The organism is Neobacillus sp. SM06 (assembly GCF_050496765.1).
Lineage (GTDB): Bacteria > Bacillota > Bacilli > Bacillales > Cytobacillaceae > JAEVLT01.
Map to the genome: position 1 here is coordinate 15,014 of NZ_JBNWEO010000016.1, position 12,233 is coordinate 27,246.

Sequence of the window (12,233 nt, forward strand, 5' to 3'; positions counted from 1 at the left end):
GTTCTTGTTTTGCCTTAAATGGAAACCTCCAGCTCAGAGACAAGCTCCAATATGGCCTTTTCTATCGCTTCCCCCGATAGATCGGAAACACGATTCACAACCTCACCATTTCGAATAGCAATGATCGCCGGCCCGCCCGAATGGCCTAACCTTCTTGCTAAGGTTGCTCCCTTGTATAAGTCAATATAGTCGACCTTTAATTTACCACTATACTTATTTTTCATTTCATCGACAATCGCCATCCAATTCCGACATTCCGGGATGGTTGGATCCCAACAATACACAATCCCAGGAAGCTCCTTCTGAAGCAACTCGTTTTCCACATATTCACTTTCTGCAATATAGCGTTCAGCGGCAAAGCCAGCAATGGCTCCATCACCAACGGACGTAGCAACTTGGCGCAACCATTTTTCACGCACATCGCCTGCAGCAAATATCCCTGGTACAGACGTTTCCATTCTTTCATTTGTTTGAATATATCCTTGTTGATTCAAAGCCAGAATTCCATTAAAAATATCCGTATTTGGAATATAGCCAATAAAGAGAAAGCAGCCATCGACTGAAACAGGTATCCTTTCCCCCGTTTTTATATTTTTTAGGATAACGGTTTGCAGAAAGTCTTCACCAACAAACTCATCCACAACCGTGTTCCAAATAAACTGCATTTTCGGATTGTTCATTGCCTGCTCTTGGGCAATTTTATTCGCATCCATTACCCCTTCATCATGGATCACGGACACCGTTACTTTTTTGGCAAATTTCGTTAGAAACATACCTTCTTCGATTGCGGCATCGCCGCTGCCCACAACGACAACTTCTTTATCGGCAAACCGGGCAGCATCACATGTCGCACAGAAAGAAATTCCTTTATCAAAGAGAAAATCCTGTTCACCCTTTGCGCCTGTGAGCCGAGGTTTGCCTCCTGTTGCGACAATGACAGCTTTCGCTTCATAATCAACCCTGAATGTCTGCACAATTTTACGATCTTCTTTGATCACAAGACCTTGGACATCAGTCAACTTAATTTTGACATTAAATTTTTTTGCCTGGAGTTCAAACTGCTTCATTAAATCCAAACCGGTGCTTCCTTCTGGAAAACCCGGATAATTTTCAATTTCATTTGTATAGGTTGCAAGGCCGCCAGTTAAAGACTTCTCAATCATAAGAGTCTTCAGCCTTGCCCGCCCGCAGTAAATTGCCGCTGTCATCCCTGCAGCACCGCCGCCAATGATGACGACATCATATTGTTCTCTTTTTTTCTCCATACCCAATCCCTCCCTATCGATTACATGATCCACTTCACTAAAATTTTGCTGCCAATCCAAGCCCCTATGAATATAAAGATGATGAAGACCCATCCATGCAAAGATAACGAAGCTGTCCCGCTAAACAGAGCGCCAATATTGCAGCCGAACGAAAGGCGAGCGCCATATCCCATTAACAGGCCGCCGGCAATGGCTGCCACTACCTGTTTCATGGATTTGATTTTCTTAATTTTAAATTGGGATGCTGCCAAAGCAGCGAAAAACGCCCCCACAATAATGCCAAGATCTGTTATCGATTCTGCATGAGAGAAAATAGTTTCATGCAAAAGGGCATCCATTTTGTTTCCCTGAAAAAATGCCCACGTTTCCGGATGGCCGCCAAATCCTTGAAATATCCATGCTCCCCAATACGCAAACGCGGTCGTAACGCCCCACGCTTTTCCTGTTGCCGAAAACATTAACATATTGATCAGGCCGAGCAATAGCCCCCCAAGCCAATAAGGCCAGGCATTTTTAAACAGCTTTTTATAAATTGGATGGCTTTGAATTTTCACGCTAACTCCTCCTTACGGAATAAGAGGTAAAATTAGTGAAGTATTTCACATAAATAGTTTCATTTTAGGTATTTAGCAATCAATGCAATACATAATTCGTGAAATACTTCACATTCATTCTCAAAAATTACTCAACTTTTTCAATATAAACTTCCCATTCACCATCATCGACTTCTTCTAGATCAACATTATGACCTTGCTTCCTGGCCCATTCCGGGACATTTTTCATCGCGCAGCTATGGTCGATTTCCACAATCAGCACATCTCCTGCAGCAAGTTCCTTGATTTTCTTTTCCGCTTTCAAAAGAGGTACTGGACAAGCTTCTCCCATACAATCTAAACGATATTCTGCCATTGTAAACTCCTCCTAAATCGTTTTATAAAGCTTTATTTTTTCGTCTATCATACCAATCGGCCAGCCAATAAAGAAATCCCAGTAATGCAAGTTGACCGAAGACTGCGGCCGGCCAGCCAATCACATTTGGAAGCCACACTGTTGGAGCGTTATGGATCATCGCCTTTTCCCACCAACCGAAATCATGTGCTGCCCAAACTGAGCCTCCAATAAAGGCGACAATCACGATCCACTGCTGCATAAAGCCTTCACCCATGCGCATTAATGTTCCGGATGCACAGCCGCCTGCAATGACCATTCCAATCCCAAACATCGCAGCCCCAATCGCTGTATGAAGTCCTACTGGGTTAATATTGCCGGGAATGACGGCCGGGTTTTTCAAAAAAGCGCTATATTGAACTGCTGCAAAACCCGCTGTGGCCACCGCTAAACCGATCAGAACCGCTCTTGTTAAAGAAGTGCTGCCGGTTAATACAGGATCGCGCAAGGATGCGGTAAAACAAAAGCGTGATTTCTGCAGGACAAAACCAAGAGCCGATCCAAATACCCACATTAACCCCAACTTTGGATTCTGCGCTCCTAAAACAATACCAGCAATGACAATGACAACAAGCACACTTGCTGCGTACGGAATCTGATTCTTTTTTATTTTAACAGGCCTTGTTCTGGCTTTCGGACTTACTGCAACCTCAGCCATAAAAATCCCCTCCAAAAATTGTGATAACTTTCACATATATACGCCCCCGGGTTTGCTACAATCTAATTATACAAAACAATACTCCTTTATAGTTATAAAACAAAAGCATGACCTTATAAAGTTTGTTTATACCCTGATTGGAGGTGGCTAATATGAATACGGAATCCTTGAAGGCATTTTATTTAACGGTGGCCAATAAAAGTATTTCTCAGACAGCAAAAGACCTTCATATGACGCAGCCGGCACTAAGCAAACAGATTCAGACACTCGAAAGTTCAATTGGCACAAAGCTGCTCCACCGCAGCAATAATGGCGTTTCCGCAACAGCTCATGGCCAGGTTGTCTATGAATATGCTAAAAATATTTTACAGCTCATCAATCAAATGGAGGAGAGCTTGCAGGAGATCAACGAAAATGCCTACTATCATCTCGTTGTTGGCGCTTGTCCTTCTATCGCTGAATACAGTCTCCCATGCAGCATTTATATGTTCAAAGAAAAATTCCCAAAAGCCCGCATTGAGCAAAAAGTGCTTAGCTCAAAAGAAATCTTAGAGGAAATTGCCAACCATACCGTCCATATCGGCTTTATCCAAGGAACGTACAAACACCCGGAAGTGATCATTCAAAATCTTTTTAATAGCAAACTTCACCTAGTTATGTCCGCCAACCATCGTTATGTTGGAACGAGCATGATCACTTGGGAAGAGTTGAAGCAATTGCCGCTTGTACTGCCGCAAAAAGAAACTTGTGCCCGAAATATGCTTGATCATCTATTGGAAAATCATCAAATTGGCACGGAAGATTTACAGGTTTCGATGGAATTAAATTCATTGGAGGCAATAAAGACACTTGTCTTATCGGGAAGAGGGATGGCCTTTCTTCCATACATGGTGATTAAAAAAGAATTGTATATGGGCAACTTGGTGTCCATTGAGGTAGAAACAGCAGACTTGCAATGGAATTTTTCTGTTGCTTTTTCAAAGGAAATGAGTGGACATTCAATTCGAGAGGATTTTTTGCATTTTATCACATCAACGAAAAGCGGTTTTTGCTAAGCTTCTTTACGAATATCAATTTCCCAAATACCATTCATTACTTCATTGGAGGATACTTTATACCCTTTTCGTCTAAATGTTTCCTTTAAATTCGTTTCTACACAGCTGTGATCGGTTACAACTGTTAAAATAGCCGGAGCAGACATTTTCTCCAAAGCCTTTTGTGCTTTTAAAATCGGAATTGGACACATTTCTCCCAGAAGATCCAATCGTTGACTACCCATTCGTAACACCCCTACAATTAAATTGACTTACATCCGATTCCCTTGCTATTTAAAATAAGGGGCACGGCAGCCCCTTTTTCTATTCGAATTTCCCCAGTTACTTACTTGTTTTTACGCTGTCTCTTTCGATTAATTGATAATCGACAAAAACATTTTTCTTACAAGCTTTGCCTTCCATCAAATTTTGAAGCAATAGTGCGGCCTGCCTGCCCATTTCAAAGAAGTTTTGCTGAATTGTTGTAATCGTAGGATGGGTGTACTCGGTTAGTAAAATTCCGTCAAAACCCGTGACCGAGACATCCTCCGGAATCGTTAGACCCGCTTCTTTGACCGCGTTCATGACACCGATTGCCATTAGATCACTAAAACATATGAAAGCAGCCGGTTTTTTTGTTTTAAGCAATTCTTTTGTTTGCTCATATGCTTCACTTTCCGAAAAATTGGCATGTAGGATTTGCACATCCGATAGCTCAATGCCGGATTCCTCCAAAGCCAGCTTTACTCCAGCAAGCCGCTCCGTATTCACCCATGTCTCCTTTTTGCCTGCAACAATGACAAGATCTTGATGGTTTCGTTTTAACAAATACTCGGTGATCTCTTTGCTTGCTGCAATATTGTCAGTTGAAACCACCCCGATCATGCCACTATCATTTTCCGGTTTCGCATCCAAAACCACACAAGGAATATTGGCATCGATCAATTCTTTAAAGTAGAGATCATCCATCCGGATCCCTACTAAAACAACGCCTCCAATATTGCGTTCCTTGCAAAATTGCGTATAACTTTTTTCCTTTTGTTTCATTGAATCTATTAAATAAATCGCCAATTCATATTGATTTTGCTCGACAGCCGCATAAACACCTTTAAACACTTGGAACGAGTTGTTATTATCTTTAATCCCGCTGTCAAAATAGCCAGAAGCAATCAAAGCGACTGTCTTTTGCTTTTTGGAAGACAAGTTTTTCGCAACGAGATTTGGTGAATAATCCAGTTCCTTTGCGACTTCAAATACCCGTTTTTTCGTTTTCTCGCTAATATCCGGATAGCCATTAAATGCCTTTGACACAACCCCGATAGAAACCCCGGCTTTTTTCGCCACATCTTTAATTGTAGCCAATTTGAACCCCTGCTTCCTAATTGAAACGTCCCGCAAAACCATTAATTTTGCTTGGTTGAAAACTCTTCCAATAATAGTGATAACACAAGCTGGTTTGTGTTTTCAAGAACTAAATCCGCCCCAGCCTGTTTCATTTTTTCAACTGTCCCAACACCAACTGCAAACATGCCTGCATCTTTGATGGCAGAAATGCCTGCAGTCGAATCTTCAATACCTATGCACTCACTCGGCCTTACCGCCAGCTTTTCCGCTGCTTTTAAAAAGATATCCGGGGCAGGCTTTCCATTTGCAACTTCTTCCGGATCGACCACTGTTTGAAAGTAAGATGTAATCTTCAGCGACTCCAAAATAGCCGGGGCATTCTTGCTTGCAGAAGCCAATCCAATGAGAATATCATTCTTTTTTAACTCTTCCAGAAATTCTTTTACCCCTGGAAAAATATCCTCTGGTTTCATTTGTGTTAGCAGCTGAACATATTTTTCATTTTTTGTGTTGGCCAGCGCCAGCTTTTCCGTTTCACTATATTGATCTGCAACTCCGCCATGCTCAAGAATTTTCTCCAAGCTTTCCATCCGGCTAATGCCCTTTAGCTCTTCATTAAATTCCCGATTGAAATCAATGCCAATACTGTTGGCTAAGTCCTTCCATGCCAAGTAGTGCCATTCTGCAGTATCTGTAATCACGCCATCCAAGTCAAAAATAACTGCTTTCATCCTGTTTAACCTCCCCGGCTCTTAAAAACTTATCTAACTTCGTTTTGTTCTCGATACTGAATGTGTGTTTCTTTGGCAAATGTATATTTTTTGCCAAAAACTTCGACTTCCACATCGTCTTGGCTTTCGGACGTGATTGATAACGTATGTGGATCCATTTGAACATGTAACGGGTCCCCTTGCCAATGAATCGTAAAGGTCAGCTCATTCCAATGTTTCGGCAAGCGCGGATTGATTCTTAGTTTTCCATCTACCATTCGAACGCCGCCAAATCCGAGAACAACAGATTGCCAGATTCCCCCGATGGATGCAGCATGTACACCGTGATCAGAAGAATGCATGGCAGGACCAAGGTCAATTTCTGCTGCTCTTCTGAAAAGGGAATAGGCCATATCTTCAATCCCTAAGTCATTTGCTAAAATTGCATGTGTCGACAAGCTTAAGGATGAATCATGCAAGGTTTTTGGCTCATAATAATGGAAGTTTGCCACTTTCACTTCGGGACGGAATTTGTTCTCCAACAGTAAGAATAAAATCATGATATCCGCTTGTTTCGAAACCTGAATTTCATTTACTTGCTCTAAATTATAATCAAGGAACATGGATCCCACTTTTGTTTGCTTCTTGTATTTTTCAAGGTCGATAATCTTTTTGCTTAAATACGTGTCATCTTGCGGAATGATCTGATCCGCTTCTCTTGGCTGTGGCAAATAAATCTGATTGATTTTCTTCGTCCATGCAGAATAGGAATTTTCCAGATCCAGCTTTGTTTCCAAATTTGCCAGCAATTCAGGGTGTTTTTCCTTTAATTCTTGGTAATATTGAATTGCCAGTTCGATATTGAAATGTGCCATATGGTTCGTAAAGGCATTATTGTTAACATGCTCTTTATACTCATCCGGTCCAACCACATCGTTAATATGATATTCTTGTTTTTCCTCATTCCACTCTAATCGGCTTGCCCAAAATCTTGCCGTATCAAAAATCATTTCATAACCGTATTGATCCATAAATTCCTGGTCATTTGTAATTTTGTAATACTGCCATACGGCATACGCAATATCGGAAGTAATATGCTGCTCAATAAAGCCGGACCAAATTTTTGTCTGCTCACCTGTGACAATATCCACTGCCCCCCAAACCGGTGTCACTTCACCGTCTGACGGCCAAGCCGCTTCCCAAGGATACATGGCTCCTTCATAACCGTTTTCTTTTGCTTTTTTGCGCGCCCCGACCAACCCATGATAACGGTATTCCAAGAGAGATTTGGCGATTTCTGGATTTGAATACGTAAAGAATGGCAGGATGAAAACTTCAGTATCCCAGAAAGAGTGTCCTTTGTATCCTTCACCGCTCAGTGCTTTTGCGCCAATTCCCATTCTGTTATCATGTGCCGGTGTCATAATCGTTAAATGGTAAAGGGAAAATCGTAGTGCAAGCATGTCGAAAGGATCTTCACTTTTAATCGTAAAATTGTATTGATCCCAAACTTTTGTTTGCCATGCTGCTTTGCTTTCTGCAAATGCCGCTTCGTAGCCTTTTTCAAATTCATGACGCAGATTGTCAAGAGAACGTTCGCGCAAGTTCGCCAACGTATAGTGATCGTTGTCCACTTCCTTGTCCCTGCTTGTATTGATTGTCGTTAGCTTTTCCATTGTTAACGTGTCATTCGGCTGAAGTTCTGCTTCGAATTGGAGCCATACTTTCCGCCGATCCATCACCATTAGTGGCTCTTTCTCCAATTCCTTCCCGTTCACCATTACTTTATGGACAGTGTTTAACACAATATCGATTTTGGATTCGGTTGTCGTTTGAATCAGCTGAATAAAGCGTTTGTCAAAGATTCTCCGCTCGCCTTCATGGAAATGCTGGGCACCTGAATTGGACATCTGGGCATTGATGCCAGAGTCAAACGAAATCACAACAGGGTGGGTTAAGGATTCCACTTCCATTTTCATCCCAATTAAATGAAGGTTTTCCAATGAAACAAATCGTCTAAAATGAAACCGCAATTCTTTTCCTTGAGGCGAGACCCAATCAAACGTCCGCGTTAATTCAGCGGTCTTTACATTCAATTGCTTTACATAATTTTTCGTTTCGCCGAATTCCAAACTGAACCGCTCCCCATCAATGCGAATGTTTAAGCGCGTTACATCGGCAATGTTTGGCAGTTCGCTTACTTCATCCTCGTCAAATTTATTGAACGTTCCTGCGACAAAGCAGTTCCTTACTTCTTGAAGATAAGGTTCCTCATTTACGGAGCGCAAACCCATATACCCATTTCCAAGGTACATAACGGCTTCGCTTTTTCCTAAAGTGTCAACTGAAAAACTGTCATCAGAAACAACCCAATTCTGATAATCACCTTTTCCTAATCGATAATTCATCATTGTCCATTGCTCCTTTAAAAATAAATAAGATCGAAAACGTTTTAGAGATTAAACACAAAATCAGCAAGGATTCGTCTGCTGATTTCACTTTTATTTTCTAGACGGATGAAACAATTACTTAATTCCGCTTGTCGAAATCCCTTTAACAAATTGCTTTTGGAAAATAAGAAAGATAATAATCATCGGCAATGTCAACATAATAACGCCGGCTAAGACACTGTTCCAATAGGCGTTGTACTGGCCATAGAAGGAATTCAACCCTACAGGCAGTGTATACATATCTGCACTGGTCGTTAATAAAACAGGCCATAGGAATGAGTTCCAGTTCCCTTGGAACGTAAAGATGATTTGGGTGGCAAGTAATGGTTTTGAAAGAGGCAGGAATATTTTAAAGAAAACACCCCATTTTCCCAATCCATCCATCTCCGCTGCTTCTTCTAGTTCCTTTGGAAGTCCCAGGAAAAATTGTCTTGCTAAGAAGATCATAAACGGGCTCATTAAAAACGGGATCGTTAATCCTTGATACGTATTGATCCATCCAAGTTTCGCCAGTAACATATAAATTGGAACGAGCAGGACTTGACCTGGGATCATCATAATTGCCAGAAAGACATAGAACAACACTCCACGCAACGGAAACTTAAACCGCGCGAAGGCATAGCCCGCTAGTGTATTAACAAAAAGATTGCCAATTGTCACAATCACAGCTACTAGTAAACTGTTGACTAACCAGCTGCCAAAAGGAAAGTTCGTCAGGATGTTTGTATAGCTTTGAAAGCTCAACTTATTCAGCGGTGTCCAAAAGTTAAAAACTTCATCTGTTGGCTTTAGTGATGTATAAATGGACCATATAAATGGAATCAACGTTAATAGTGAATAGAAGATTGCTACCACGTAGAGGGCAATACGATTCTTTTTCATTTTTCTTCCCCCTTACTTTTCTTCTCTGCCTAAGAAGTAGTTCTGAATCAGAGTTAAGATCAGGATAATACCGAACAGTACGAATGCCATGGCTGATGCATATCCCATTTGCATTGTCTTAAACCCTTTGTTAAAGATATCCAATACAACCGATAGTGTGGAGTTTAATGGTCCGCCATTACCACCGGAGATAACATATACTTGGTCAAACACCTGAAACGTCCCAATCATCGACATCACGACATTCAAGAAGGTCGTCCTGCGCAATAACGGAATCGTGACATACCAAAGCAATTTCCATCCGCGGGCACCATCCAGCTCAGCCGCTTCATATACTTCTTCCGAAATATCCTGCAAGCCAGCCAAATAGATAATCATAAACTGGCCGACACTCGACCATATGGCCATCAACATAATCGCCGGCAATGCAAACGACGGGCTATTGAAGTAGTTTGGGCCATGAATGCCGAAGTTCGCCAAGAATTTATTCAAAAGTCCGTCCGGCTGAAAAATAAACATAAAAATCACACTGACAGCTACTGTTGAAGTAACGGTTGGCAGATAATAGGCTACGCGGAAAAACGTTTTCCCCCGAATGTTATTCACAATCAAGGCCAAGAATAAGGCAATGGCTGTTTGAATCGGCACAACACCAAGTGTATAAAGGGAAGTATTCCATAGCGCCCGTAAAAATTCTTGATCCTTAAACAAATTTATATAGTTTGCTAAGCCAACGAATTTGGCATTTTGCGGATCTAAAAAGGAAAACTTGAAAAAGCTGATATAAAAAGCGTAGAAAATCGGACCGATCAAAAAGACCATTAAAGCGACAAGAGCCGGCAAAAGGAAAAGGTATCCGGTCATTGCTTGGTCAAACTTACTCCGTAAGAGACTTTGTTTTTTTCGTTTCATCCTCCGCTGTCCCTTCTGTACAAAATCAGGAACCAAATGCAAACTTTAAAGAGTTTGCATTTGGTATATTTCATCCCATTTTACTTATTTTGATTGCTCTTCAACGGTTTTTTGGGCTTGCGACAATACTTTTGATGGCTCAAGGCCTTGCAGTACGCCTTGTTCAGTTGCCTTATTAATAGCGTCTACGAAGTTTTGCCCATAGGTTCCAAATTGGTAAGGAACAGCTTCTTTTACACCGTTTACAAATGCTTTGTATTCTGGATTGCTGTTTAAAAACGCTTCTTGCTGGCTGATTCTCGCAGGAATTGCAAGACCGGATTCTGCTGTCATTTTCTGTGCTTCTTTACCAGTCAAGAAGAATAATAGTTTTGCAGCTGCATCAGGATTTTTCGTTGATTTTGCCATTGAGTAGCTGACTGTATAAGTCATGTTAACACTGTTACCATTTGCTGTCGGAAAATCAGCAATACCATAATTTAGATTCGGTGCAGATTCTTTCAAAAATGGAAGAACCCATGCCCCTTCTAGTGCCATGGCCACTTTTCCTTGTGAGAATGGAACGCCAGCCCAATCTCCTCCTAAATCTTTCGGAGGAACTAAATTTTTCGCTTTCATATTATCAATGAAGAATTTTAAACCGGCTTCATTTGCTTTATCATCCAACGTTACTTTATTTGCTTTAGCATCGTAATAGCTGCCGCCAAAGTCTTTCACAAGCGGATAGTAACGAGCAACGTCAATCGGCATGGATAGCGGTGCAATGCCTTTTGCTTTTAATAATTCTGCGTCCTTAATGAGCTCATCCCATGTTTTTGGCGGAGCCGTAATTCCAGCTTTGGCAAATAAGTCTTTATTGTATTCAAGTGCCATTGTATTGTAATCTTTTGGTAAACCGTATAACTTGCCTTTCCATTTGAAAGCGTCTATAGCAGCTGGAGCGAAGTCAGCTGTATCCACTTTTTCTTTTTTAATATAATCATCAAGCGGTGCTAATACACCCGAGTCTTCAAGTGCAGGCGCATACGCGGCATCTACGTAGAAGATATCGGGAGCCGTTTTAGATGCCAACATTGGCTGAAGCGCTTGCAAATAGCTGCCTGTAATGACTTGTTCTGTTACTTTAATATTTGGGTTTGCTTTTTCAAATGCTGCAATTTGATTATCGACTAATTTCTTTTCAGCAGGACTTGATGCCCACATACCCACTTTCAATGTCACTTTTCCGCCGCCGCTGCTTCCAGCATTATTGCCGCCGTTCGAGCTGCATCCGGCCAGTAGACCAGCACCCAAAACAACAGCGGAAGCGATTCCCAACCACTTTCTTTTCATATTCTTTCCTCTCCCTTTAAAATATATATTTTCCAAAACTGAAACGTTTTCGAAAAAACGTTTTCGTAAATCGCTTACATCAATAAATATATACCTCGATACTTGTATAGTCAACCAATATTTTTTGGACAAAATATGTCTTTTTTATGCTAGAAGACAGGAAAAAAGCGCCAATTACTAGAATCGACGCCCTCCAGCCTTTTTTGTGATCGTATGAAAAGGTCTATTTTAGAAAAAGATAGGCAAGTGCGATACCAACCCCAATAATCATAAACCACATATGCGCTCCTCCGTGCGAATGACCGGATCCATGATGGTTTGAATGACCGTGACAGCCATTCGAATGCTGGTTCGGGTGACTGTCTGAATGGTCATGATGATCTTTTTTCTTATGTCCCCCGTGATGGTCTCCATGACAACCCATATAGCTTCCTCCTTTTAATGATGGTGTCCGAAATGGGATTCTTCCTCGCTCACCGGCTGACTCGAAAATTTCTTTTTGGCATAAGGGATAAAAATCGGCATTGTGACGATTAAGCCAAGTAACAGGATCCACAATGCTCCGCCTATCCTGGCAACATTGTCATACTTGCTGCTTAATGTTAGAAGGATAAACAACACAGCAGCTCCGACTGATATTCCTCCATAGTAGAGGGCAGCGATTTTTGCCACTTTTGATTCCATTTGTCCGAACCTCC

The 12,233-nt window shown here is 41.5% G+C and carries 14 protein-coding genes; 1 reads left to right on the forward strand and 13 read right to left on the reverse strand.

The genetic code is table 11. The features are described 5' to 3' along the window. Window positions 1–14 precede the first annotated feature (14 nt). The 4 genes from ACQYAD_RS13110 to ACQYAD_RS13125 form a co-directional block, all read right to left on the reverse strand. Window positions 15–1,265: an FAD-dependent oxidoreductase gene (locus ACQYAD_RS13110; RefSeq protein ID WP_430238838.1), complete on the reverse strand. Its 1,251-nt coding sequence runs from the start codon at window positions 1,263–1,265 to the stop codon at window positions 15–17. A gap of 20 nt (window positions 1,266–1,285) precedes the next feature. Further along, on the reverse strand, window positions 1,286–1,819 hold the full coding sequence (locus ACQYAD_RS13115; RefSeq protein WP_430238840.1) for a YeeE/YedE thiosulfate transporter family protein: 534 nt from the start codon (window positions 1,817–1,819) through the stop codon (window positions 1,286–1,288). A 127-nt stretch (window positions 1,820–1,946) separates the two neighbouring features. Beyond that, a complete protein-coding gene (locus tag ACQYAD_RS13120) occupies window positions 1,947–2,174 on the reverse strand; it encodes a sulfurtransferase TusA family protein (RefSeq protein ID WP_430238841.1) in 228 nt (75 codons plus the stop codon). 22 nt (window positions 2,175–2,196) lie between these two features. Next, window positions 2,197–2,871 (reverse strand): YeeE/YedE thiosulfate transporter family protein, encoded by a 675-nt coding sequence (locus tag ACQYAD_RS13125; protein WP_430238843.1) that lies wholly within the window; start codon window positions 2,869–2,871, stop codon window positions 2,197–2,199. A 152-nt stretch (window positions 2,872–3,023) separates the two neighbouring features. Between ACQYAD_RS13125 and ACQYAD_RS13130 the strand changes: the two genes are divergently transcribed. Continuing rightward, window positions 3,024–3,926 (forward strand): LysR family transcriptional regulator, encoded by a 903-nt coding sequence (locus ACQYAD_RS13130; protein WP_430238845.1) that lies wholly within the window; start codon window positions 3,024–3,026, stop codon window positions 3,924–3,926. Here the strand turns inward: ACQYAD_RS13130 and ACQYAD_RS13135 are convergent. The 9 genes from ACQYAD_RS13135 to ACQYAD_RS13175 all read right to left on the reverse strand — a co-directional run bounded on the left by ACQYAD_RS13135 (window position 3,923) and on the right by ACQYAD_RS13175 (window position 12,219). Beyond that, window positions 3,923–4,150, reverse strand: coding sequence for a sulfurtransferase TusA family protein (locus ACQYAD_RS13135; protein ID WP_430238846.1), 228 nt, complete (start codon window positions 4,148–4,150; stop codon window positions 3,923–3,925). The two genes, ACQYAD_RS13130 and ACQYAD_RS13135, sit on opposite strands and share 4 nt — an antisense overlap. 97 nt (window positions 4,151–4,247) lie before the next feature. Next, on the reverse strand, window positions 4,248–5,267 hold the full coding sequence (locus tag ACQYAD_RS13140) for a LacI family DNA-binding transcriptional regulator (RefSeq protein WP_430238848.1): 1,020 nt from the start codon (window positions 5,265–5,267) through the stop codon (window positions 4,248–4,250). A gap of 41 nt (window positions 5,268–5,308) precedes the next feature. Continuing rightward, window positions 5,309–5,980: a beta-phosphoglucomutase gene (gene pgmB / locus ACQYAD_RS13145; RefSeq protein ID WP_430238850.1), complete on the reverse strand. Its 672-nt coding sequence runs from the start codon at window positions 5,978–5,980 to the stop codon at window positions 5,309–5,311. A gap of 29 nt (window positions 5,981–6,009) precedes the next feature. Next, entirely contained in the window at window positions 6,010–8,370 is a 2,361-nt protein-coding gene (locus tag ACQYAD_RS13150) for a glycoside hydrolase family 65 protein (RefSeq protein ID WP_430238852.1), read from the reverse strand. A 114-nt stretch (window positions 8,371–8,484) separates the two neighbouring features. Then, a complete protein-coding gene (locus tag ACQYAD_RS13155; protein WP_430238853.1) occupies window positions 8,485–9,291 on the reverse strand; it encodes a carbohydrate ABC transporter permease in 807 nt (268 codons plus the stop codon). Between the two features lie 12 nt (window positions 9,292–9,303). Continuing rightward, a complete protein-coding gene (locus ACQYAD_RS13160) occupies window positions 9,304–10,203 on the reverse strand; it encodes a carbohydrate ABC transporter permease (RefSeq protein ID WP_430238856.1) in 900 nt (299 codons plus the stop codon). 84 nt (window positions 10,204–10,287) lie between these two features. After that, the gene (locus ACQYAD_RS13165; RefSeq protein ID WP_430238858.1) at window positions 10,288–11,535 is read right to left on the reverse strand and encodes an ABC transporter substrate-binding protein; all 1,248 of its coding nucleotides are present in this window, start codon (window positions 11,533–11,535) and stop codon (window positions 10,288–10,290) included. Between the two features lie 223 nt (window positions 11,536–11,758). Further along, window positions 11,759–11,959 (reverse strand): hypothetical protein, encoded by a 201-nt coding sequence (locus ACQYAD_RS13170; protein ID WP_430238860.1) that lies wholly within the window; start codon window positions 11,957–11,959, stop codon window positions 11,759–11,761. Window positions 11,960–11,973: 14 nt separating this feature from the next. Next, entirely contained in the window at window positions 11,974–12,219 is a 246-nt protein-coding gene (locus tag ACQYAD_RS13175) for a hypothetical protein (protein ID WP_430238861.1), read from the reverse strand. Window positions 12,220–12,233: the final 14 nt, after the last annotated feature.

Excerpts from the sequence above, each read along its gene's own strand:
- ACQYAD_RS13165 (WP_430238858.1), bottom strand. The coding sequence starts at position 11,535 with ATGAAAAGAAAGTGGTTGGGAATCGCTTCCGCTGTTGTTTTGGGTGCT.
- ACQYAD_RS13110 (WP_430238838.1), bottom strand. The coding sequence starts at position 1,265 with ATGGAGAAAAAAAGAGAACAATATGATGTCGTCATCATTGGCGGCGGT.
- ACQYAD_RS13160 (WP_430238856.1), bottom strand. The coding sequence starts at position 10,203 with ATGAAACGAAAAAAACAAAGTCTCTTACGGAGTAAGTTTGACCAAGCA.
- pgmB (WP_430238850.1), bottom strand. The coding sequence starts at position 5,980 with ATGAAAGCAGTTATTTTTGACTTGGATGGCGTGATTACAGATACTGCA.
- ACQYAD_RS13130 (WP_430238845.1), top strand. The coding sequence starts at position 3,024 with ATGAATACGGAATCCTTGAAGGCATTTTATTTAACGGTGGCCAATAAA.
- ACQYAD_RS13175 (WP_430238861.1), bottom strand. The coding sequence starts at position 12,219 with ATGGAATCAAAAGTGGCAAAAATCGCTGCCCTCTACTATGGAGGAATA.
- ACQYAD_RS13125 (WP_430238843.1), bottom strand. The coding sequence starts at position 2,871 with ATGGCTGAGGTTGCAGTAAGTCCGAAAGCCAGAACAAGGCCTGTTAAA.
- ACQYAD_RS13135 (WP_430238846.1), bottom strand. The coding sequence starts at position 4,150 with ATGGGTAGTCAACGATTGGATCTTCTGGGAGAAATGTGTCCAATTCCG.
- ACQYAD_RS13150 (WP_430238852.1), bottom strand. The coding sequence starts at position 8,370 with ATGATGAATTATCGATTAGGAAAAGGTGATTATCAGAATTGGGTTGTT.
- ACQYAD_RS13120 (WP_430238841.1), bottom strand. The coding sequence starts at position 2,174 with ATGGCAGAATATCGTTTAGATTGTATGGGAGAAGCTTGTCCAGTACCT.
- ACQYAD_RS13155 (WP_430238853.1), bottom strand. The coding sequence starts at position 9,291 with ATGAAAAAGAATCGTATTGCCCTCTACGTGGTAGCAATCTTCTATTCA.
- ACQYAD_RS13170 (WP_430238860.1), bottom strand. The coding sequence starts at position 11,959 with ATGGGTTGTCATGGAGACCATCACGGGGGACATAAGAAAAAAGATCAT.